Consider the following 22,325-nt stretch of genomic DNA (forward strand, 5'->3'; position numbering starts at 1 on the left):
TATTTCAACTTACTAGATTAAATGGCTAATACAACTGCCTCTGTTGGTTCGTTAATAACTTTAGTCAACGACTTATTATAATACAGTTCTATTTTTGCTATTTCTTTGGCAATATGTTCTTCTTTCAACAAAGTTTGTACTTTTTGTAAATCAATTTCTCTATTATCATTAACATCAATTAAATGAACAAGTGATGGTAATACTATTTTTGAATTTTCTTTTAATTCTATCCAAACCATCAGTTCATTCTCTGTACCAGACTTCGCTGCAGAATCATAATAGGTTGCCCCTTTACACATTCCTTCTTTTAATTTTGCTATATCATCTACCGATACTCCAATCGACTTAACTCGAGTTGCATCTTCTTCTATATTCTTTGGATTGATCGAAAAATGATGAACATAGTGACCTTCCTCTAAACGAGACTGAGATCCTAATGTACTATTATCTGCGTCCTCTTTATTTGAATTGCGGAAAGGAGATAAGATTTGTTCTGAATAAATCACGTTTTCCGCAAACTTATTTACCCCATGTGTTATTTGACAAGTTCCATGTAACGAAAGATTTACACTTTTTACTGCAAAAGTACCGCCAAATAAACGAACGTCGAGGTTTTGAAGAAGATTGCCTAGTACTTCAACTTTATCATTCTTAATGTCTTTGTATTTTACTTCATAGGTTTCTTTTAAATCTCTCGGTGCTAAATTTTCATTTAATGATTTAAAATAAAAGACACTTTCACCTAGAGCATTCTTCCAATAATTGCGTATTGAATATTTCAATGCCTTATCTGTAGCATACACTACTCCATTAGGCAGTTTCCTAGGTTGCCCAGAAAAATCTGCATTGTAATTTGAATTAAGTGATTTAATAACAACTGCGCCATAAACGCGATTTTTAAATGCTGTACTCATAATTTTATTTTTTAGTTGAACTATATAATTGATTGTTAGCGAAAACACCTGATAATATTTCTGGTAATAACTTTTTTAGATCTGATTCAGTTTCATAACTCAATACAAAAGCAGCAGCTCTCTCAAAATTCCTCGAAAATCTCTCGTGTTTATAGCGAGCAAAATCATTGGCAATTGCCTTTTTAAATTCTGAACATCTTACTTGCTGTAAATATGGTTCTAGCAATTGAAAGCTTGCGTCTGCCGATCGACTCTTGTTTATAATATAATTGATAACCATACCCGCCGTAAACGCAAAATAGGCATCATTTGTCTCTCTTTGTAAGCCAGTTTCTGAAATTAATTCTGTTACAAACTCCTGATAATCTTTTAATCTATCTCCCATATATGCTTTATTTTTTTGGTTAAAATAATGTTGTATACTATACCAAATATTTAGTTTTTCTCGAACTCCCTTCGTATAATTATTTTTAATATTGTCTTTAATTCCATTAAACACCATTTCGTGAAAAATATGATAATCAATTAAATGCCTTTGCGATTTATAAACAAAATCATATACCGTTTTACGATACTTAGAATAAGACTGAAAAGTGTTTACTAAACTCTCATAACCATCTGTAGTTAAATCAGAGAAATAATCCAGTTTGTGAAACTTATTTCCTAGTAATGGTTTAAAAACAGTGTTCTCCAAGTGAAAGATATCGTTAATTATGATTTTTTCTCTTCTCTTTTTTTCATCTTGTACCTCAAATAAATTGTCAATTACTAGAGCATCTTTTGAGCTAGCACTAAATTTATACTCAAACGTGGATACATAATCAAAATCCCTAAACACCAAACCGTCTTTTGTGTTCTGCCAGAACAAAAGGTAGTAATTACCAATATCTTTTTTATGATATTCCGTTATAGACTTCACAATTTCCTGATATCCAAACTTATAATTACTTTCTCGCATAAGTTCAACTAAATGACCATTTAACTCTTCTTCATAAATAAAAATAGGCAATGGATTAGGAAGTGTTTTATTAGGTAAGAGTCCTTTAAATTCATGGAGTAATCTAGCTTCTACATTAGAGATACGTCCCGTAATATCAAAACTAGCTGATTGATGCATCAAAAAGGGCATATTAGCATTAAATCCATTCATGAAATTACTAGTACCATAAATCAAGCCTTCATCATCAGGAACAGTATTGTACTTATCTGTATTAAACAATCTATCATCTAGGTACTTTTTATGTGCCTCCTCATACATTTCAATAGGTTCGTTTAAATAAAAAATAACATACTCCCCATCCCCTAATTTTCGAACCTTTGTTAACTTTTTTTCAATTTCTTTTAATTCGAGTTTCACTTGCTCCTTTACTTGTGAATCTTTCGTATTTTTTGTTAGCTCCTTAAGTTCTTCTTGCTTCTCTTGCAAAACATTTCTCTCTTCATCTAATCTCTCTTCAATTTTATCAAGTAGAAGAGAAAATTGATCTCCTGTAAAAAAATGCTTAAAAACTTCATATTTTGATTGATCTTTTTCTTGATCAAATAACTGAAACGCTTTTTCAAAATAATCAGCAAACCTTTCATACAATTGTCTTTTCTTTCCTGTTTGATTTGCTGTATATTTCCCCCCACCTCTCAAATGTTCTCTTTTAAATGCCACAACAAAAGGAGAACAACTGTGAATTGCTTTTATAGGTAAATCAAAACATTTATTTGTATCAATGCACCAGGCATTTTGATGACGCAGTTTACATTCTTCTAAAAAAGAACTAATCTCTTCATCTTTCTTTGCATACATTTCATATTGAAAATCATTTAAATCAATACTCATTACCTGATTAGTATCAACTTTTTGATTCAATACAATATGTAACCCTTCTTTTGGTTGAGATCCTACCGTTTTAAATTCATCAGGTAGTAATTTCATAAAATTTACTATCTCTTTTATCATAATCAAATTTTATTTAACTGTATTTACTTACTAAAGCTGGATATATTTTTCTATCCGTAAAATCGAATTCACTAAAAAAATCTTGAAAACTAAAATCTAAAAACTCTTTTTGTAATTGTTCTATATACTGGGGAAGCTCATCCAAACTCATTAACCCATTATCAATTGTTATATAATAGACATCTTGTCTCATAGATATTATTTTTTGTTAAAACAAATATATAAAATCTAAATCAAAAAAATCACTATAAGTAACTGATAAAAATATTAATATGTGATTTATTTTTTTTTCCTTTATATTAATATAACTTTGCTATGTTAATAAACCTTTCTAATCGAACTAATAGGAATTGAAATCTATAAGTAACAGATTCTTTTGTATTCTGTAATCAGCTGGGAGTTTTAAACTCCCAGCTTCTCTTCAACAATTCCTAAACAACCTAATCCTTGTGCGTTGTATAATCCTCCACCAGCATTAAGGAGTAAGTCAATAAAACGGCGTTCTCCTTTTACTGCTAATTTAAAATTCACATAACCTTTCACCATTGATTGTTGAGGTGTTCCAGCTTTAATTGTGATCAAACGAGAGCGAAAGGGTTTCTCATAAAAATCTACATCAACCACTAAAAAGGCATCTCGAGCTTCTTCTTCACTGTATGTTGCTTTTATCTTTTCTCGCCAATTGTGAACGAATAAAGTTCGAAATAGTTCTTCCTTTGGACTTAAAAAAGTATAGAACTTTGTATCCTTTTTATCACCAATCACTAACGGAGACAGCGGTTTTACGGTTACCTCAATAATTTCATTCTCACGATGTCTAATGAGGGCACTATTTACTCGTTCAATAGATTTTACCTTAAAATCTTGTCTCGATTTTTGATCTGATATGTTGATTTTTTCAGAAGCAAATAACCCTTGTACAAAATGTTGCATAGCCTCTGGCAAATGGAAGGAAACTTGAAACTCGAGTTCATTTTGGTTTAGTACCAATCGATCACCGTTTATCGTAAAAGGGCATTTTATATCACTAAAACAAAATAGTTTAAATCCTTTTCCATACCCTCTTTCATGCAAAAAAGAAGCATATCCAGCATCTCCTTTGTTAATAATTCTATATATCGCTGCAGATAAAGGATATTGATAATTAATAGGAATTATTTTTTGCCCTTCTACAGCTTCTAACTTTATTTTAAATCGCATTTTATCATTTTATTACATTATAAACATACCAAATAAAAACTTAATTTTCAATTAGGTCTAATACTAAAAACAAAAAAAGAGGGCACTATCCCCCTCTTTTTTTATAATTTTATAACTAACAGATTATTCTCTTCTGTTTTATGTAATATATTCTAACTTACTAACCCATTCATTAAACTTGGCACATTTTGTTCTTATTTTTTCCAATCCAATTGATTCTGCTAAAATGTTGCCATAAACTATTTTATCATACCCTGTAATACAATTTTCTAATCTTTTTGAAGGAGCATTTAAAGGTCTATCATTGATTAATTCAATATCTTCATATTGAAGTAAAATTTGATTTAATTCATTCAATTTCAGATCTCTTTCATCTATTTGATCAACTATAGCACTTAGATCACTAAACAAAATAGTTTCAAATTCGTGAACTACTATATTGGGTATAAACCGATGATTATTGATCTCACCATACATTGCGTTCTCTATATCCACTACTCTATTTTTCACCTGTTGCATTCCCTTACTCTCTTCCCACCGAGGAAATTGATGAGTATTAGTAATACCATACAAATCAATAAAAGTAGTTACGAATGCCGAAGAATCTGAACGCAAGTATTTTTGTATTTCTTGTTTTAATATTAGCCAAGAAACAATTCCTCCTCCACTTCTTTTTATCAGCGGGTTTTGTATATAAATATTTTTGTTTGCTAAATACGGAGCTAATAGTTTCACACAAAATTCTTGCTCCGTCTGTCCCTCACAAATTACAATTAATCTTTTCATCTTCTATGAATTTGGTTGTCCAGCATTAATTATATTTCTCTTCCACAAATCATCTATCGTATAAGTATCTAACCATTCTTTTAGATTTTCGCTATCTAAGCGCTTAAATACACTTTCTCCTTCTAGCTGATCCACTGTAATAATATCCTCTGGTTCAAAGTAACTAATCAAATCGGTTGATTGAGTTGCTAAGATAACTTTCGTTTCCTTCTTTGACACCGACTTAATCATACCACTCAATTTACCAATAGCAAATGGATGCAAACCTAATTCTGGTTCGTCAATGATAATCGTACTTGGCAGATTTGGCTGCATAAACAGTACGGTCAAGGCAATAAACCGAAGTGTTCCATCAGACAAATCTCGTGAACTATATATTGTACTACTGTATTTCGAAGTCCAAAATAATCGAAGATTTCCATTCTCATCTGGTTGTAAATAAAAGTCTGAAAAATAAGGAGCAACAGCCTGAATTGTACGTATGATGAAATTATAATGTTTTAGATATTCTTCTTTAATATTATATAAAAATGCCGCTATATTACGTCCATCTTCGTACAAGATGAATTTATCCGATTCTATATTTGAGGATTTATGAAAAGGTGATTGACCCCCTGTATCGTGAAAATGATATTTCATAATAGACTCTAAATACTCTCTAATATAATTAGAGCGAATTGTATTATCATTCTTAATACGTGCCTCCGATCCATAAGATGCAATATTAAAAATAGACTGTAAATATCCAATTCCTTCATTTAAAAATACAAAACTCCCTTCACCTTCCTTAAGAAGAAAAGAATAATTGTTATTTCTTAAATATAGTTTACCAAAAATATCCGAAGTAATTTTATTCCCCTTGTGTAAAAATCGATCTGTACCTCCATTTAAAGCCACATATTGTTGTAGGTTCCGTTTATAGATCTCTTTCATAAAATTAAAGAAAGACAAAAAATTACTCTTTCCACTTCCATTAGCACCTATTAGTATATTTATAGGCGCTATCACAAGAGAAAGCTCCTTAATTGACTTATATCCTTTAATTTCTACTTTATCTAACATACCTTATCACTTATATCATTATGTAAATATACTATCTTGTTTAAGAAATTTAGTATACTCAAACCAATTCTCTATATCATTTAAAAAAAATCTATATTTTCACTATAAAACACTTTCCATTTATAGGCTAAATATGAGCATATTGAAATGATACAAATACAATTCCTTTATCATTGACAACTCCGTATTTCTCACCCTTTTTTTTCCAATAATTATTTCTTTAAATTAAACATCTTTTCTACTCACTATTGATTTACAACATCAAAATCCGATGGTGTGGATTTAAGGTTGCTATCCGTGTTGGTACTTAACTCACAAACTACGATCTCCAAAATCAAGTAGTTGAATTGCGTATCTGTTTTGATCATTCTGTTCAACTTTTTCATGCGCGGGCTACCCTCGAGGCTTTAATTGAGTTGGATAAAGTTAAAGCCCTGGAATAAATTATAAAACACTGACATTCAATTTATCCAAATATTTTAATTTCAATTCCGCTTCACCCAACTACTCTCTTTATTCGTCTTTTTAGGAACTGGATTAGCTCCCCAACTCCTAGGACCTGTTTGTATCCAGACCATATCATGAGTGAGGATCATTTTAATATATCCCCAAATTCCCAAGGTTAAAATCAAAATAAAAAAAACAAGAAGTCCCGTTGCAAAGAGTGGCACTTCATTTCCATAGAAGAAAGCGTAAATGAGCAAACAATCAAAGAGAATCATCACGAGTGGAATAAAGAAATATACGCCAATATATTTAACCACACGCAAGTAGTAATCCATTTTATAGTTCATTACATACAGCAATACCCCCCAAAAGGCAAAAACTAAAACGATCATCATAATCAAAGCGCCAAAGAACAAGGCAAATGTAGTAAACCCTAAACTCACGCTATCTCCAGTTAATTCGCTGTAATACACGATCAACGTATCGCCAATTGTAGGTTGATTACTCGATGAATAGGATAATGTATGAACAACCAACTCTCCAGAAGAGGTGAAAAATTCAACTGTTGGAGTAAACATCGTGGTTGTAGTTCCCGCATCTGCATCGTGACTTTCATAAGAGGAATACGACACAACTTGAGCCGTATAACGTTCTCCATTGATTAGCAACTGCGTTGTTTTATAGAGTGAGGACGCCATGCCCATCGTAATACTACTTGTCAAAACCACCAAAATAGTTACCACAAGAAAAACATAGCCAACCCCCAAACAACCTAAAGTGCCTTTTCCGTTTTTCGCTCGACGTTGTCCTATACTATACGTCAAATACAAGCTAAAAACCACGGCTAAAACTCCCCCCCATCCATAAGCAGTTAAACCAAGGGGAATGCCATTAAACAACATGATTCCCATACCTAATTATAACGCGATGTTTTATGTTTAAATGTTCTTTTTTCGCGCTGTATTAAAGCATTCTCATGCTTGGTTGTAGGCATCGTAAACATCGAAGTAGAATCAGCTACCGTTACCGTAGGATATACAAGTGGATGAGTTGATGTTTCATTAGCTGGATGAACCGTCCAATATTTCTTTGCACTTCGCACTCGAAGAAGCAATACAATAAGGAAGTACAGTGAATAAATACCTAGAAAAATGGTAAAAAACTCCACTTCCTCTTCATAGGCAAAAATCCGATTTTGGTAAAAAACAAAAAGCACATAACCAAACAAAAGCAAACGCATGGGTTTCAACAGTAGTTTTATTCCCATTTTTCCTTGTTGCATTACCTTTTTGGAAGAAAGCACAGACCATAGCATCAATACAAGAGAAAGAACAAGTCGAAGAACAAAAAAAGTAAGTAATAAAATCGCATATGCGATTCCAAGATCCTCATAAGTCAGCCAAAACGTTCCACCAGTTTCATCGAGAAGTACCACTTGATCGGTAGCACCAAAGTAATCTATGGTTAAATCACTTAATCGTTCAGCGGGGATGAATCCACGCGTTCCGTCTTCCCTATCATAAATCACACCGATGTACCCTTCTTCATATTCATCTGTAACATACTCTAATTTTCCACTATGGGGTTCTCCTGTAACTAATGCACTAGCCATTTCTAAGGGAATACTCGCCAAGGAAAGTAGCTGGGAACTCCCATAAGACATAAAGACAAGTATAAAAATAAAAGGCAACCAACTTACTGTTTTTCCTCCTGGTCTACTCATAACAATTTGTTTTTCTTTTTCTTTCACATCGGAATCAAAAAGTATTTTGTTCCTTTCTGCAAGATACTACATTAATAAAACATAGCGTTTATACTTTTGATTTAGATACAAAAAAAGGGATGCAGTACAATCTACATCCCTATTATTTTAAGTGCAATTTCTTGCTTATTCGCCTTTGATAAAAGTCAAAAAATCATCGTAATACTGCGCCAAAAGAATTTGATATCCTTCACTTTGGTCTACTTTTATTGTGTTTGTATTTTATTAATTACGTATTCAATAAACCAGTTTGGAACTTTATTCCCAGATACTAAAATTTCAATTGCTCCATTTTCCAACTCAGCAATTAACTCCATTTTATCCGTTGAATTATCAAAAACATAAGCTCTATCCACTAATAAAAGCGCAGGAAGTAAATTATTTAATGTTTCAGTATATCTTCTTTTAACACGCTCTTCATCTACATTATGACCTCCTTTTTCCACCCGGTTCAAAACCCTTGAAACATTAATGTCTGCATCTTGCAAACATACAAAGTACAAATAGGTTTTATATCCCAATTCTTTCGCTTGGCGAATTTCATCTAACTTAGAAGGATGGCTCATAACAGATTCAAAAGAGTAATTCGATCCTTTTTTCAAAAGGTGTTTACGCAAAAAAGAAGTGATTAAAGAAGCTTCGTAACTATGGGTTTGTTTTGATTTATCGACTATTACATTTTCTCGTATTTCGATATCAATTACATGTCCTTCAAATGCAGCTTTCTCAATCAACGTATGCGTATTGGGTTCTGCTTTAAAAGCATCCAAGTCTTCTTGTGTCAGTGTCTCAGACCAAAAGATTCGATATTAACGAATCCATTAGAAGTAATTTCTCTTTCAACTTCATCCGAGTTGATGAAATGTCCCACATTAAATTGCTCTTTTATCGAAGCAAATAAAGTTGATTTACCAGAACCATTAGGACCACCAAATACTCTTAGTCTTTTGATTGCAGGCATATTTTAACTCCTTTAGCTAAACTAATATTGCTTTTTACCTGTTTTATTTTTTTTAGTTCTCTCGTTGAGCCATCAGCCCCTTGTAAGATCACTGTATTGCCCTTTACCACTTGTATAGGTAATTCTAATGCAGTAGAAATTCGTACAGCAGTAGAAGAGGCTTTTTTAGCAGCTCTAACTATTAATTTTCGCTCCTCTTGCAACTTTGTTGTTGATGTATTTTTTCTCACTTGCTTTGGCATTGTAATACTTTTTGTTATGATTGATAAAGTTACAAAACTTCGAGTTGCTATCCTAAAAGATTTTACCCAGCCTAATGACTAAAGACCTCATACAAAGTATACATCTCCCTCTACAAACACAAAAAAAGGGATGCAGTACAATCTACATCCCTATTATTTTAAGTGCAATTTCTTGCTTACTCGCCTTTGATAAAAGTCAAAAATTCATCGTAATACTGCGCCAAAAGAATTTGATATCCTTCACTTTGGTCTACTTTTATTTTATCTGTTTCCGGTTGAGTTACGAAATAAATCACGAATGCGTCCACGTGATACTCTGGAATACCTAGATCTTTCATTAATTCTTCTCTTGGGTATTGTTTGTAAAAAGACGTCATATTTGTTTCAATCCTTTCATATTCCAACAGTTTTAAATCGCGTTTTCTCGTTCCATTCAATCGATTGATAATACCTTCGATACTAATTCCCATTTTCAGGTCATTTGTTGCACTAAATACGCGATTATTTCTATTATAGCGCTTTTCAGCGGGAGTCATTTTTTTACCGCCAAACTCCATTTCACCTTGACCAAATTCTTTTTTAACGATGACAATTTCCTCTAGATTCTGCCCTGGTTTGATCAAGACAGGAGTAATGCGTTTGGTTTGTAAATCACCTTCATCAATAACATACAACATTGTTGCGCTGTAATCACTTGTGAAACGCAAAGTATCACCTAGACTTGTTTGAATTAAAAAATAACCTGTTTGATCAGCTTGTGTTTGTTCCTTTGTATTTTTATTTTCAATTTTCACAGGAATAATTTGCCCATTATACAATCGAACACGTCCATCTATTAATGTAGGACGCTGCGCATATGAGCTTAATCCGAGGCAAAGGATACTCACTAGAGCAAATACATGTTTCATAGTTTGTTTTATTTTGTTTGATAAAGATATAATTACTTCAAAGAATAAAAAAAATTATTCTTTATCTAATCCATCAATTCTTTCCACTACATAAGCTGGAGGAACAGTTGGTCTTCCTGTTTTCATATCAACGAATACCAACATCGAATATCCTGTTGTTAATAACTCCCCTTGTTGGTTATACAATTCGTAGTCAAATTCTATTTTCACTCCACTACATTGTTTAAAAATTGTTCGTATGCATAAATCTTCATCGTATTTTGCGGGTTTTTTATAGTTCATGGTTAAAGAAACTACAGGAAGCATGATTCCCAATTCTTCCATTTGCTTATAGGATATTCCCAAATTGCGCAACCATTCAACTCTCCCTATTTCAAAGTATTGAGCATAGTTTCCGTGATACACCACTCCCATCTGATCTGTTTCAGCGTAACGCACACGTACTGTGTAATCAAATTCTTTCATATTCTTTTTTAATTTTATTTGACTAATTGAATTATAAATGTACTTACCATTTTTTTTTGAAAATTACAATGACTTAATCGTTTTTTTATCCCAAAAATTGTTCACATATTTGCCATCTGATTCGACACCGACATCAATCCAAAAAACATTCAAAAATAGTAACTGTTTTTTTAAAAATCTAACCAAAAATGCACGAATACAAAGACATGACAGCGCAATCTGCTTGGAATGCTTGTCTTGAATTCATAAAGGACAACATAGGGGAACAAGCGTTTAAGACTTGGTTCATGCCTATTAAAGCCATTGAATTAACTGAAGACAAGTTATATATACAAGTGCCTAGCAAATTCTTCTATGAATGGCTAGAAGAGCACTACGTAAGTATATTGAAAGTTGCGTTGACAAAAGTGTTAGGTGGCAATGCAAAGTTACTATATAAAATACAGATGGAAAATGTATCTGGCAACAAGCAGCCATTTACAGAGCAGTTACCTAGTTCACAGCGCGGTCCTGTAAAACCACAAGAGTTGGATGTTCCTGTTCAGAATAAAAATCCTGAACTTAAAAATCCTTTTATCATACCGGGAATTCGAAATGTAAAAATTGAGTCACAATTAAACGCTAATTATTCATTTGACAATTTCTTAGAAGGCGATGCAAACCGTTTAGCGCGTTCTGCAGGTATGGCTGTTTCTAAAAAACCGGGGGGTACTTCATTCAACCCTTTATTGATTTTTGGTGGTGTAGGATTAGGAAAAACACACTTAGCTCACGCTATTGGTGTAGAAATTAAAGAATATTTTCCCGATAAAACTGTATTGTACATCTCGGCTGAGGTGTTTACACAACAATATGTGGATTCTGTTCGCAAGCAAACAAGAAATGACTTCATCTATTTTTATCAATTAATTGATGTATTAATTGTCGATGATATTCAATTCTTATCTGGTAAGTCTGGTACACAAGATGTATTTTTCCACATTTTCAACCACTTACACCAAAATGGAAAACAAGTAATCTTAACTTCAGATAAAGCACCTGTTGACATGCAAGATATCGAGCAACGCTTGTTATCTCGTTTCAAATGGGGTTTATCTGCTGAAATTCAAACACCTGATTTTGAAACTAGAGTTAAGATTGTAAAACATATTTTATACCGTGATGGGGTTACGATGCCTGAAAACATCATCGAGTATATGGCTAAAAATGTTTCAACAAACGTTCGTGAATTAGAAGGTGCTATTATCTCTTTAATTGCTCAATCATCATTCAACAAACAAGAAGTAACGATTGATTTAGCCCGTCAAGTCATTGAAAAATTCATCAAGCACACGCAAAAAGAAATTTCTATTGACTATATCCAAAAGGTAGTTTCTGACTATTTTGATATGGATATTGAAACGTTAAAGTCAAAAACGCGTAAACGCAACATCGTTCAGGCTAGACAATTAGCCATGTTCTTTGCAAAAAAATACACCAAAGCTTCTTTAGCTAATATTGGTTCTCAAATTGGAAAACGCGATCACGCAACAGTATTACACGCCTGTAAAACGGTGGATAACTTACTGGAAACGGATAAAGAATTTAAGAAGTTTCACGACGATATTAACCAAAAGTTTTCGATGTAATGAAAGTAAAAGTACTGATGGTTTGTTTAGGTAATATTTGTAGATCTCCTTTAGCAGAAGGCATTTTACAAGCTAAACTCCCTCAAGAAAACTTTTTAGTTGATTCTGCAGGAACAGGGAATTGGCATGTTGGTGAACAACCCGATTCACGTTCAATTGAAGTGGCAAAAAAATACGGTATTGATTTGACTACGCAACGAGCAAGACAATTTAAAAAGAGTGATTTCAGTACTTTTGATCATATTTTTGTCATGGACCAATCCAATTATAACAACGTTATTCAATTGGCCGAAACAGCAGAAGACAAGGCGAAAGTACGCTTACTTTTAGAAGTACTTGACGCAACAAAAAAAGCAGAAGTTCCAGATCCATACTACGGAGGTCCTGATGGTTTTGAACACGTATATCAATTAATTGACCAAGCGTGTACTCTTATCGCTAGCGATTTAAAATCTTAGTAACTTATAATATACAAACAAGGAAGAAATTGCATTTCTTCCTTTTGTTTTTTCTAAACCGCTTTACTTACCTTTGCAAGTAAAACACAGTTTATCAAATTATGGATAAAGCAACTCAACACGGAACCTTGTATATGATCCCTACTACATTAGGGGATAACGAACCCATGCAAGTCCTTCCACAAGCCGTAAAAGACACCATTGATCGATTAAACATCTTTATTGTTGAAAACGAAAAAACGGTTCGCAAATTTATCAAGCGAATTGCTCCAGATAAGAAACAGTCAGAATTAATTTTATTTCCTTTAAATAAACACACTGATCCTGCTACACATAAGCAGTATATTCAACCGTTATTAGAAGGAAAAGATATAGGAGTAATTAGTGAGGCAGGTTGTCCGGGTATTGCAGATCCAGGGGCTGCCATTGTAGAACTAGCACACAAACAAAATCTTCGCGTATTACCTTTAGTTGGTCCTTCTTCTATTCTACTGGCTTTAATGGCTTCAGGAATGAACGGACAGAGCTTTGCTTTTAATGGTTATTTACCTATCGATAAGAATGAAAAAAAAGCGGCACTAAAAACTTTTGAACGCTTGTCTTTTGAAAAGAGTCAATCGCAAATTTTTATTGAAACACCGTATCGAAACAACCAACTGCTACAAGATTTAATTCAAACCTTACATCCCAATACGCTAGTGTGTATCGCTTGTGATATTACATTAGAAAGTGAATTCATTCAAACAAAGCCAATATCAGCTTGGAAGAGAGCTACAATCGATTTACACAAAAGACCTTGTATTTTTATTTTGCATAAAAATTAATTGGAAAAGAAGAAAGAGGAGAAAAGAAAGAGAAAAAACGCTCTGAACGTCTCTCCTCTTTATCTCATTAGGTTTGTATTTTATTTGATATTCGATGAATCTACGCTATGCTCTGATTTCCTCTCTCCACTTTCTATTTAACTTTAATTGTACAGCCAATAGCTACAGTGGTAGTTTGTTCGATTGCTTTTCCTGCTAGTAAAGCATCGACTGCTTTTTCAACATATTTTTCAGAAACTTGACTAGCATCTTCATAGTTATCGTCAATAGCTCCGATGTATTTCACTATATTTTTATCTCCTTCTTTTTGCAAGATAAATACATGCGGTGTTTTTGTTGCACCATACTGAGGATATATCTTTTGGCCTTCATCTAATAAATAAGGAAATGTAAATCCTTTTTCCGTCGCTCTTATTTTCATTATTTCCAATCCATCTTCTGGCTGAACAACAGGATCATTAGGATTAATCGCTACAACAGGATATCCTAAAGCTTTGTATTTTTTATCCAATTCAACAATGCGTTCTTCATAAGCTTGCGCATAAGGGCAGTGATTACAAGTAAAAATCACAATAAATCCTTTTGCATCAGGAAAATTAGATAAGCTGTGTTTTTGATTATCCGTACCTATCAGACTAAAATCGATGGCAACATCTCCAATCTTATACCCCAATACTTCTTTAAAGTCATTTACAGGCTCTATCACTTCCTCTACAGGATCAATAGCTTCTATTTTTTTTGCATCTTTCTTGCAACTCATAAGAGCCATACCACACAGTACAGCCAAAGCTAATTTTTTAAACATAATTTTTAGTTTTTATTGGATTAATGTTTTTAGTTCTTCATAAGATAGTACTCCCTCGTGAAAATAAATTTGTTTGCCGTTCTTATAGATAGCAGTAGCGGGAATCGCACCACTCCAAGATTTATGAATAGAGGGAATCCACTCGTTCATGCGTTTTACATCAGCTAACAAAACCACTGGTGGCGTTAATTGATGTTCTTCGATAAAAGGTTTTACTTTCGTTTCATAGTCACTAGATCGATCTAAACTAACCAAAACCATTTCGAAATCAGATCGCCCTTTATTCTCCTTGTACACACGTACAAAATCAGGCAGTTCTTTTACACAAGGCACACACCACGTTGCCCAAAAATTAACTACATATACTTTATTATCTTGTTGATTTACCGCTTCTATGAGTAGGTGATAATCTTCTACTACACCTTCTAAGGTAAAGGGTTCTTTTGACTCTCCGTTTTTACAACTCACTGTTAATACAAGAAGTAGAACTGTTACTAGATATTTACGCATACGATACACTTGTTTAAACAAATATAATTTTTTTTTTGTTAATTGAGTATTGGAATTCACCACCTCACCACCAACAAACAACGATCAAAAAAAAACCACTCCTACATAGGAATGGTTTTTCTATTCTTGATGATCTTCTGTTAACAGTTACCTGCTAACCAAGCTATTCTTTTGTTTTTTCTTTGGGATAAATAAATCCTAATCCCATTCGAGTCAACATTTTTTTTACGAAGTTCCAAAAGAACTCACGTTGACCAAATAAAGTTCCGATACAGATCAGAATTACTTTATACATGGGAAAAATAATTAAAACATAGAGCACCCAATACAGTAAAGGATGAGTCAACCCTCTTTCTATACCTAGATACGTCAAAATAGGTTTCGAAATAAACGCGGCTGTTGAACCAGTAATTGCAAATACAACTAATATTATTACAACTTGAAAATTAGAAGTAAGTCCCCAACGTTGCTTTAACTTTTCCATTTATTTATTTTAAATCTAAACAAAAGTAGTGCTTTTTTGAGTAGTAAAAAACTAATTTTTACTTAAATATAAAAGCCATTCTGTTGAATGGCTTTTATATTTTATAATTCGATTTGATTCAGCGTTTCTAACACATATTCATGCATTACCTCTCGATAATCTAGGTGTGTAACCAGACGCAACCAACCTTTTCCAATTTCGCTAATGAGAATATTTTTTTGTTTCAGTTTATCCAAAAACGGTTTGATATTCGCATTGTCTTCTAAGCGAAAAACCAAGATATTCGTTTGTACAGGAAGGATTTCTTTCACCCAAGTTTTCTTGTTCAACAGCATTTCAATTTGCTTGGCTCTGTAGTGATCGCGTTGCAAGCGGCTAACGTTATTTTTCAGGGCATACAAAGCAGCAGCGGTTAGATATCCCGTTTGTCTCATACCTCCACCCATTACTTTTCTCAAGCGAACAGCACGTTGAATCAATTCTTTTGATCCCAACAATACAGATCCCACAGGAGCACCTAAACTTTTAGAAAAGCATACAGATATAGTGTCAAACAAAGCACCAAACTGCGTTGGATGTTGAGACTTTGCTACTAAAGCATTCCATAAACGAGCACCATCTAAGTGCATTTTTATTCCGTAAGCATCACATACTTCTTTGATGCGTTCGATTTCATTTAACTCATAACAAGCACCACCCCCCATATTTGTTGTATTTTCTAAACACACTAATTTGGTTAGTGGCAAATGAATATTGGTAGGATCGGTATAATGATATGCGACATCTTCTGCCGTAATTCGCCCGCGGTCACCATCTACTAAGGCACAACTCACGCCGTGATTTACCGCAGCACCTCCTCCTTCGAATTGATAAATATGAGAACTTCTATCGCAAATTAATTGATCACCTGGCTGTGTATGTAGTTTAATAGCAACTTGATTAGCCATAGTTCCTGAGGGAAAAAACAGGGCTGCCTCCATCCCAAACAACTCTGCAACAGCTGCCTCTAGTTCGTTTGTGCTTCCATCCTGTTTATAAACATCATCTCCTACCCTAGCTTTTAGCATATAATTCAACATTTCTGGAGTAGGCTTCGTAATTGTATCGCTAATTAAATTAATTTCCATAAATCCACAGGAATAAGTATTTTTGCTTGTAAAAGTATTAAAAATTATGGTAACCACAGAACAACAGAAGGACATTATTGATCGCCTTGGTGCGTTAAGGAGGTATCTTTGACGTCGATAAGAAGTTAATTGAAATCGCAAACGAAGAAGAAAAAACGTTTGCCCCCGACTTTTGGAATAACTCCAAAGAAGCGGAAATTATTGTTAAGAATCTAAAATCCAAGAAGAAATGGATTGAAGATTATGAACAAGCGAAGAATCATTTGGAAGAACTTCAGGTATTGATTGAGTTTTACAATGCCAAAGAAGCAACAGAAGACGAAGTTGTTGAGCAGTACAAAACCACGCTTGAACTCATTGAAAATTTGGAGTTCAAAAATATGTTATCCGACGAGGGTGATAATATGAGTGCTGTATTGCAGATTACCGCTGGTGCTGGAGGTACAGAAAGTTGTGATTGGGCCTCTATGTTGATGCGTATGTACATCATGTGGTCTGAAAACAGCGGGTATAAAGTAAAAGAACTGAACTATCAAGCAGGAGAGGTTGCAGGTGTAAAAACTGTTACCTTAGAAATTGAAGGTGAATTTGCTTTTGGTTATTTAAAAGGAGAAAATGGCGTACATCGTTTAGTTCGTATCTCTCCTTTTGACAGCAACGCCAAACGCCATACGTCTTTTGCCTCTGTTTATGTGTATCCTTTAGCAGATGATACCATCGAAATAGAAATCAGCCCATCGGATATTTCTTGGGAAACCATGCGTTCCAGTGGTGCAGGTGGTCAAAACGTAAACAAAGTAGAAACGGCAGTTCGTTTACGACACCACCCTACAGGTATTATCATTGAAAACTCCGAAACACGTTCTCAATTAGATAATAAAATCAAAGCCATGCAGCTCTTGAAATCCCAACTTTACGAAATTGAGTTGAAGAAAAAACAAGCCATGCGCGATGAAATTGAAGCGAATAAGAAAAAAATTGAATGGGGATCACAAATCCGAAATTATGTGATGCACCCGTATAAATTAGTCAAAGACGTCAGAACCAGTCATGAAACAACAGATGTTGATTCCGTTATGGATGGCGAAATAGACGCTTTCTTAAAAGCTTATTTGATGATGATGGGACAACAAGAAGATGAATAGATAAAAACGGAAGGTGACTATCCCAAAAAGAATTGGACAACGTTATGCGTTTTTTAAACAATGAGCTCAGTATTCTACTGGGCTCATTTCATTTTTACTTCTACTAGTTGTAGCAATATTTTTTTATTTAACATATATTATATTAATATTATCTTAAACTAAAATTTTTAAATTAATATTTTTATTTCAAAAAGCCAATATTATGTTTATATTTAGATAAAAAATAAAAATGCCTAAACCAAAACTATACAATAAAAATATTTTTAGATTTTTATTATTCTTTTGTTCGCTGCCTCTTTTAGCCTTAGCTATCAATCGAGATACAGGTTATTTGTCCTATTTTCAAACTCCTCCTCCAATAGCTTGTGAGGAACCTATCACTGATTTGCCTTTTATTGAATTATTTGATACTAATTCTTCAACAAAAGACTGCTGGGCGGTTTATGATGAAAATCAAGATGATATTACTTGGGAAATTAATCCTTGGGAAGGAAGTGCTAAAATGGGATTAGAAGGAACTAGTAACCAAGTCTTTAACGATTGGCTTATCTCTCCAAAAATAACCTTAACAGGCAACCAACGTTTGCGATTCGTTTATACACTAAAGGGACCTGATATTATTTTTCCAGATCCTCCTTTATCTGCTAATTTGGGAGTCTATCTATCTACAGAAGGAACAAATCCTGAAAATTTTACGCATACCCTAGTCCAAAATACGCGATACAACTATAGATTTGCATATCGCGAAATTGTCATTGATTTAAAAGATGCACAAGGAAATCCCTTTGTCGGAGAGGTGAATATAGGATTTCATCTCACGTACACTTTGTATCTCATCGAAGGAGCAGCTTTTAATTTATACAATATCATAGTTGAGGATATTAATACTCCTATCACCCCTGCTCCTGTTGACTTACCCTATTTTACTGATTTTGAAGACAGTCCTCCCTTTGAATATGTAAATGACGACACCAATATGTGGCACATAGGATCTGCTGTCAACCACGGTGGTTCTAATGCTCTTTATATCTCTAATGACGGTGGTGATACACATGCTGGATCAGCTATTCCACAAGCATCTTCTGCTTATATTGATATTAATCTTTCTCCAGAAAATACAGAGTTAATCATTGAATTTGATTATTTACTCGGTGATTCTAAGAGTGTTTCTATTTTTTTAACCTCTATAAATGAACCACTCCTCCTTCGGCTTCCTATGTACAGGAGGCTTGTAGCACATATCCAAGGGATAGGAGCTGCAGTTCCCTCTAATACTGAATTTCAACACTTCAAAACCTACGTCAATCTAATTGGCACATCTACCTCAATGGGTAATCCGGTTCGGTTAGTGTTTCAATCATTTAAGAATGATGTAAACACTCTTCCAATTGCCATAGATAACCTCTCTATTTCATATAGAAATTGTAGTACTCATTTTATCGGTCCTCATGATGTGGTTCGCCCTCTTACACTTAATTTAAGTGTAACTAATATTACTTCTGATTCAGCTATACTAGACATGGTGAATGATAATGGAATATTTGGTCAATATGATTTTATTGTATCACCTACTCCACTCAATCTTGATACGCTCAATGATGCTACAGTTCCTACCCATGCCAATGTAACACTACCTTTTCACCTAACAGGCTTAGCCCCCCTAACGTCTTATTACGTCTATTTTCGACGCTCTTGTGGTGAAAACAATAAAGGCCGCTGGAAAAAAAACAACTCGTATTATGAATCAGAAAGGGATGAATTTAGAACTACGCAAATCCCCGCATCACTTCCTTTCTTTGATGATTTCGAAGAAGAGTTTAACTGGGATTACAGCTCTTACTATAGGACTACTGAAAATGGTTATAAAAGTTGGTATCACGGATCTGCAACAAGTAGCACAGGCACTCATTCGCTTTACATTTCTCAAGACCAAGGAGAAACCTACACCTATTCCACAGCACAAAGAGTATTAGCTAATTTCGGTACTACCTATCGCGATATTTCTATTCCAACTGATGTTTCGGAAATAAAGATATCTTATGATTATCAAGTAGGGGGTGAAATAGATGGGCGTGCCCCCTCAGATTACTTTACACTTATTGCATCTCCACTAAGTCATATAGAACTACCCCCTTTTCTTATTAATCCCGTTCCTGACTATAATTGGTTGGAAAGCCTAAATATAATAACTCTAGGAGAGCCTTATTATGTACATTCTTCAGGGTGGAAAACAGAAACGGTCACGTTTGATGTACGAGCATACCAAGGAGAGATTATTCGTTTTGGTTTTCTTTGGCGTGTTCTCAATACAATCAACGGTGTTCAACCTCCTGCTGCTATTGATAACTTTAGAATCGAGACCTCCTCTTGTGTAAGTCCTACCGATCTGCAAGCAGACTTCATTGACGAAGGAAACAGCGTTCAACTTTCGTGGACCCCGCAGGGAGATACAACCAAATGGGAAGTTTTTATTATAGAACAAGGAGAAAATGCTCCAACGCAAGATGATCAAGGCATTATTGTAGAAGAGCCCTCTTTACTCGTTGAAAACATTAATGAAGGAACATATTACCTGTACTACGTGCGTGCTATTTGTGATAACCTTACACCAAACCACCAAGGATTTTGGAAAGGTCCCAAAAAGTACGGATACATCAAGCCATCTATTTGTATGGAAATCGAAGAACAAGAAATCAATTTACCTCAAAACGAAAAAAGACAATACATTATTTGTGGAGATCAACCGCATACTCAAACTTTGAAGGCGGATTATTTTATAGACCACAAAACAGATGATTACACCATTGAAGAAATTGTATACGAACCTCCTTTTCCTTTCTTCGGCGATGATGTTACCACTATAACAACAAACAATACTTGGTCTTCTGTTATTGACTTAGGATTTGATTTCTGTTTCTATGACAACACCTACAATAAAGTATTGGTTTCTCCAAATAGCGCCATCACTTTTAGCATTGCTGGCATAACAGAACAAGGAAGGTATACTCCTAATAGTAACCTAGATCTTATATTTGATCAAACAATTCCCAATGAGAGCACGGGAACCGAAGCTCCTTTTGTTAATGCCATTTTAGGAGCTATGCAAGCCTTAGATCCAAATTCATCACCTGAAGATCACTCCGTCAACTACAAAGTATATGGAGCGTTTCCTTGTCGTGCTTTTGTTTTCAATGTCTATAAATTAGCCTTAATAGGAACAAATAACACCCACTTGCAAACAACTCAAATTGTATTGTATGAAGGAACAAATGTCATTGAAGTATATGTAAATGACAGACCCGTTATTCAATCAAATAATCCGCACAACAATGCGAATGGAGTCTTGGGAATTCAAAATGCAACGGGTACGCAAGCGCGTTCTCCTTATCAGCGAAATACAGGAGCTTGGTCTGCTTATGAAGAAGCTTGGCGATTTGTACCAAATGGAACCTCTACTGTTGACTTCAAATGGTACAAAAACGAAGAAGTATTTTCGGAGGAAAAGGAAATAACGATCACCATTGATCAAGAAGACACCTATACCGCACGTGCTAGCTATACTTCTTGTACTACAGAAGAGAGAATCATTGAACGCGTTTATGATTTTATTCGAGATGATTTCCAAATACCTGTATTGCCTAACTATTCCTTTTGTAGCGAATCTATAGATCCAGAAAAAACAGATGCTATGCCTATAGCACAACATAAGACAACAATTCTTGAACTACTCAACGCTGAAGAAGGTGCTAATTTTGAAATTGAATTCTACTATGATGAAGCATTAACTCAGCTAGTAGAAGATACAATACACGTAAAAGACACACAAACCATTTATGTCAAAATAATCAATACACATACAAGCTGTACAAAAACAGCTCAATTTCAAGCAATTAGACTATTGCCTATACAAATGACTCAACTTGATAATGTGGAAGCATGTTCTGTGTATATTTTGCCTGAATTAAAAGAAAATGAAGCCTATTTCACCCAATCGAAAGGAAAAGGTAAACAATACAATGGTGGAGACACCTACGATCAACTTGGTCGATCAACACTGTATATTTACTTAGTAGAACGAGAGAATGACTGCATTACAGAAACGAGTTTTGACTTGCTCATACAAGAAAAAATAAAAGTTGCACATATACCAGATCAACGCTTAGAATGTGAAATTTTTATACTTCCTGAATTACCATTGGGCAATCGATATTACACCGAACCTGGCGCTACAGGTGAAGAGCTGATGCCGGGTACACCTATTATTGAACCAACAACTATCTACATCTATACAAAAATAGGATCAGACGCTATTAATTGTACAGAAGAAAGTAGCTTCCACGTTGACTTTTTAGATTGCACACTACCTAAAGGTTTCTCTCCAAATGACGATGGACAAAATGATTCCTTTGACTTGAGCAATTACGGAATATCGAGTATCAAAATATTCAATCGCAATGGTACAGAAGTATATTCTCATGGCAAAGGATATACTAACCAATGGACAGGAAAAGATAAGAATGGAAAAAAACTTCCTCCTGGAACTTATTTTTATACCGTAATAGCCAACGGAAAACATAAAACAGGTTGGGTACACGTAAATTACTAAGTGATACTATTCATCTTTTCTAAATAATAAAAAAGGTTCG

22 protein-coding genes are annotated in these 22,325 nt (G+C 34.2%); 5 read left to right on the forward strand and 17 right to left on the reverse strand.

Annotated elements, in window-relative coordinates; translation table 11 throughout:
* Positions 1-17 precede the first annotated feature (17 nt).
* The 13 genes from H4K33_RS09435 to H4K33_RS09490 all read right to left on the reverse strand — a co-directional run bounded on the left by H4K33_RS09435 (position 18) and on the right by H4K33_RS09490 (position 10,698).
* Entirely contained in the window at positions 18-914 is an 897-nt protein-coding gene (locus H4K33_RS09435) for a type I CRISPR-associated protein Cas7 (protein WP_182648256.1), read from the reverse strand.
* A gap of 4 nt (positions 915-918) precedes the next feature.
* Positions 919-2,865, reverse strand: coding sequence for a hypothetical protein (locus H4K33_RS09440; protein ID WP_182648258.1), 1,947 nt, complete (start codon positions 2,863-2,865; stop codon positions 919-921).
* A gap of 13 nt (positions 2,866-2,878) precedes the next feature.
* Positions 2,879-3,058: a hypothetical protein gene (locus tag H4K33_RS09445; protein WP_182648260.1), complete on the reverse strand. Its 180-nt coding sequence runs from the start codon at positions 3,056-3,058 to the stop codon at positions 2,879-2,881.
* A gap of 209 nt (positions 3,059-3,267) precedes the next feature.
* A complete protein-coding gene (gene cas6, locus H4K33_RS09450) occupies positions 3,268-4,065 on the reverse strand; it encodes a CRISPR-associated endoribonuclease Cas6 (protein WP_182648262.1) in 798 nt (265 codons plus the stop codon).
* A 138-nt stretch (positions 4,066-4,203) separates the two neighbouring features.
* Positions 4,204-4,851 (reverse strand): DUF4276 family protein, encoded by a 648-nt coding sequence (locus tag H4K33_RS09455; RefSeq protein WP_182648264.1) that lies wholly within the window; start codon positions 4,849-4,851, stop codon positions 4,204-4,206.
* A 3-nt stretch (positions 4,852-4,854) separates the two neighbouring features.
* Positions 4,855-5,913: an AAA family ATPase gene (locus H4K33_RS09460; RefSeq protein WP_182648266.1), complete on the reverse strand. Its 1,059-nt coding sequence runs from the start codon at positions 5,911-5,913 to the stop codon at positions 4,855-4,857.
* 485 nt (positions 5,914-6,398) lie between these two features.
* The gene (locus H4K33_RS09465) at positions 6,399-7,271 is read right to left on the reverse strand and encodes a hypothetical protein (protein WP_182648268.1); all 873 of its coding nucleotides are present in this window, start codon (positions 7,269-7,271) and stop codon (positions 6,399-6,401) included.
* A 2-nt stretch (positions 7,272-7,273) separates the two neighbouring features.
* Positions 7,274-8,083, reverse strand: coding sequence for a hypothetical protein (locus H4K33_RS09470; protein WP_182648270.1), 810 nt, complete (start codon positions 8,081-8,083; stop codon positions 7,274-7,276).
* 245 nt (positions 8,084-8,328) lie between these two features.
* Entirely contained in the window at positions 8,329-8,892 is a 564-nt protein-coding gene (locus H4K33_RS09475) for a zeta toxin family protein (RefSeq protein ID WP_255493637.1), read from the reverse strand.
* Between the two features lie 11 nt (positions 8,893-8,903).
* Entirely contained in the window at positions 8,904-9,083 is a 180-nt protein-coding gene (locus H4K33_RS16540) for a hypothetical protein (protein WP_255493638.1), read from the reverse strand.
* A complete protein-coding gene (locus H4K33_RS16545) occupies positions 9,062-9,325 on the reverse strand; it encodes a hypothetical protein (protein WP_255493639.1) in 264 nt (87 codons plus the stop codon). The genes H4K33_RS16540 and H4K33_RS16545 overlap by 22 nt, the downstream gene beginning before the upstream one ends.
* A gap of 176 nt (positions 9,326-9,501) precedes the next feature.
* Positions 9,502-10,233 carry a hypothetical protein gene (locus H4K33_RS09485; protein ID WP_182648272.1) on the reverse strand — a complete coding sequence of 244 codons (732 nt, stop codon included), beginning with the start codon at positions 10,231-10,233 and terminating at the stop codon, positions 9,502-9,504.
* Between the two features lie 54 nt (positions 10,234-10,287).
* Positions 10,288-10,698, reverse strand: coding sequence for a thioesterase family protein (locus H4K33_RS09490; protein ID WP_182648274.1), 411 nt, complete (start codon positions 10,696-10,698; stop codon positions 10,288-10,290).
* Positions 10,699-10,886: 188 nt separating this feature from the next.
* On the opposite strand from H4K33_RS09490, the gene dnaA reads away from it, so the two are divergent.
* The 3 genes from dnaA (at position 10,887) to H4K33_RS09505 (ending at position 13,608) form a co-directional block, all read left to right on the forward strand.
* A complete protein-coding gene (gene dnaA, locus H4K33_RS09495; protein ID WP_182648276.1) occupies positions 10,887-12,326 on the forward strand; it encodes a chromosomal replication initiator protein DnaA in 1,440 nt (479 codons plus the stop codon).
* Positions 12,326-12,784: a low molecular weight protein-tyrosine-phosphatase gene (locus H4K33_RS09500; RefSeq protein ID WP_182648278.1), complete on the forward strand. Its 459-nt coding sequence runs from the start codon at positions 12,326-12,328 to the stop codon at positions 12,782-12,784. The genes dnaA and H4K33_RS09500 overlap by 1 nt, the downstream gene beginning before the upstream one ends.
* A gap of 101 nt (positions 12,785-12,885) precedes the next feature.
* Complete coding sequence (locus tag H4K33_RS09505) at positions 12,886-13,608, forward strand: SAM-dependent methyltransferase (protein ID WP_182648280.1); 723 nt, start codon at positions 12,886-12,888, stop codon at positions 13,606-13,608.
* 133 nt (positions 13,609-13,741) lie between these two features.
* Here the strand turns inward: H4K33_RS09505 and H4K33_RS09510 are convergent, their stop codons facing one another.
* From H4K33_RS09510 to H4K33_RS09525, 4 genes are all read right to left on the reverse strand, one after another.
* On the reverse strand, positions 13,742-14,413 hold the full coding sequence (locus H4K33_RS09510) for a thioredoxin family protein (RefSeq protein ID WP_182648282.1): 672 nt from the start codon (positions 14,411-14,413) through the stop codon (positions 13,742-13,744).
* A gap of 12 nt (positions 14,414-14,425) precedes the next feature.
* Complete coding sequence (locus H4K33_RS09515; RefSeq protein ID WP_182648283.1) at positions 14,426-14,923, reverse strand: TlpA disulfide reductase family protein; 498 nt, start codon at positions 14,921-14,923, stop codon at positions 14,426-14,428.
* A gap of 163 nt (positions 14,924-15,086) precedes the next feature.
* Positions 15,087-15,407, reverse strand: a complete 321-nt coding sequence (locus H4K33_RS09520; protein WP_182648285.1) for a DUF6787 family protein — start codon at positions 15,405-15,407, stop codon at positions 15,087-15,089.
* Positions 15,408-15,508: 101 nt separating this feature from the next.
* Complete coding sequence (locus H4K33_RS09525; RefSeq protein ID WP_182648287.1) at positions 15,509-16,534, reverse strand: low specificity L-threonine aldolase; 1,026 nt, start codon at positions 16,532-16,534, stop codon at positions 15,509-15,511.
* Positions 16,535-16,580: 46 nt separating this feature from the next.
* On the opposite strand from H4K33_RS09525, the gene prfB reads away from it, so the two are divergent.
* Positions 16,581-17,679, forward strand: a protein-coding gene (gene prfB / locus H4K33_RS09530) for a peptide chain release factor 2 (protein ID WP_182648289.1) whose coding sequence is annotated in 2 segments (ribosomal slippage) — positions 16,581-16,643 and positions 16,645-17,679 — 1,098 coding nt in all. Because the reading frame shifts where the segments join, the coding sequence is not laid out codon by codon here.
* Between the two features lie 229 nt (positions 17,680-17,908).
* On the forward strand, positions 17,909-22,285 hold the full coding sequence (locus tag H4K33_RS09535) for a gliding motility-associated C-terminal domain-containing protein (protein ID WP_182648291.1): 4,377 nt from the start codon (positions 17,909-17,911) through the stop codon (positions 22,283-22,285).
* The last annotated feature ends 40 nt before the right edge of the window (positions 22,286-22,325 follow it).

Source organism: Myroides sp. WP-1 (assembly GCF_014145635.1).
Lineage (GTDB): Bacteria > Bacteroidota > Bacteroidia > Flavobacteriales > Flavobacteriaceae > Flavobacterium.

Coding starts and splice junctions, on each gene's coding strand:
- H4K33_RS09435 (WP_182648256.1), bottom strand. CDS start 914: ATGAGTACAGCATTTAAAAATCGCGTTTATGGCGCAGTTGTTATTAAA.
- H4K33_RS09440 (WP_182648258.1), bottom strand. CDS start 2,865: ATGATAAAAGAGATAGTAAATTTTATGAAATTACTACCTGATGAATTT.
- H4K33_RS09445 (WP_182648260.1), bottom strand. CDS start 3,058: ATGAGACAAGATGTCTATTATATAACAATTGATAATGGGTTAATGAGT.
- cas6 (WP_182648262.1), bottom strand. CDS start 4,065: ATGCGATTTAAAATAAAGTTAGAAGCTGTAGAAGGGCAAAAAATAATT.
- H4K33_RS09455 (WP_182648264.1), bottom strand. CDS start 4,851: ATGAAAAGATTAATTGTAATTTGTGAGGGACAGACGGAGCAAGAATTT.
- H4K33_RS09460 (WP_182648266.1), bottom strand. CDS start 5,913: ATGTTAGATAAAGTAGAAATTAAAGGATATAAGTCAATTAAGGAGCTT.
- H4K33_RS09465 (WP_182648268.1), bottom strand. CDS start 7,271: ATGGGAATCATGTTGTTTAATGGCATTCCCCTTGGTTTAACTGCTTAT.
- H4K33_RS09470 (WP_182648270.1), bottom strand. CDS start 8,083: ATGAGTAGACCAGGAGGAAAAACAGTAAGTTGGTTGCCTTTTATTTTT.
- H4K33_RS16540 (WP_255493638.1), bottom strand. CDS start 9,083: ATGCCTGCAATCAAAAGACTAAGAGTATTTGGTGGTCCTAATGGTTCT.
- H4K33_RS16545 (WP_255493639.1), bottom strand. CDS start 9,325: ATGCCAAAGCAAGTGAGAAAAAATACATCAACAACAAAGTTGCAAGAG.
- H4K33_RS09485 (WP_182648272.1), bottom strand. CDS start 10,233: ATGAAACATGTATTTGCTCTAGTGAGTATCCTTTGCCTCGGATTAAGC.
- H4K33_RS09490 (WP_182648274.1), bottom strand. CDS start 10,698: ATGAAAGAATTTGATTACACAGTACGTGTGCGTTACGCTGAAACAGAT.
- dnaA (WP_182648276.1), top strand. CDS start 10,887: ATGCACGAATACAAAGACATGACAGCGCAATCTGCTTGGAATGCTTGT.
- H4K33_RS09500 (WP_182648278.1), top strand. CDS start 12,326: ATGAAAGTAAAAGTACTGATGGTTTGTTTAGGTAATATTTGTAGATCT.
- H4K33_RS09505 (WP_182648280.1), top strand. CDS start 12,886: ATGGATAAAGCAACTCAACACGGAACCTTGTATATGATCCCTACTACA.
- H4K33_RS09510 (WP_182648282.1), bottom strand. CDS start 14,413: ATGTTTAAAAAATTAGCTTTGGCTGTACTGTGTGGTATGGCTCTTATG.
- H4K33_RS09515 (WP_182648283.1), bottom strand. CDS start 14,923: ATGCGTAAATATCTAGTAACAGTTCTACTTCTTGTATTAACAGTGAGT.
- H4K33_RS09520 (WP_182648285.1), bottom strand. CDS start 15,407: ATGGAAAAGTTAAAGCAACGTTGGGGACTTACTTCTAATTTTCAAGTT.
- H4K33_RS09525 (WP_182648287.1), bottom strand. CDS start 16,534: ATGGAAATTAATTTAATTAGCGATACAATTACGAAGCCTACTCCAGAA.
- H4K33_RS09535 (WP_182648291.1), top strand. CDS start 17,909: ATGCCTAAACCAAAACTATACAATAAAAATATTTTTAGATTTTTATTA.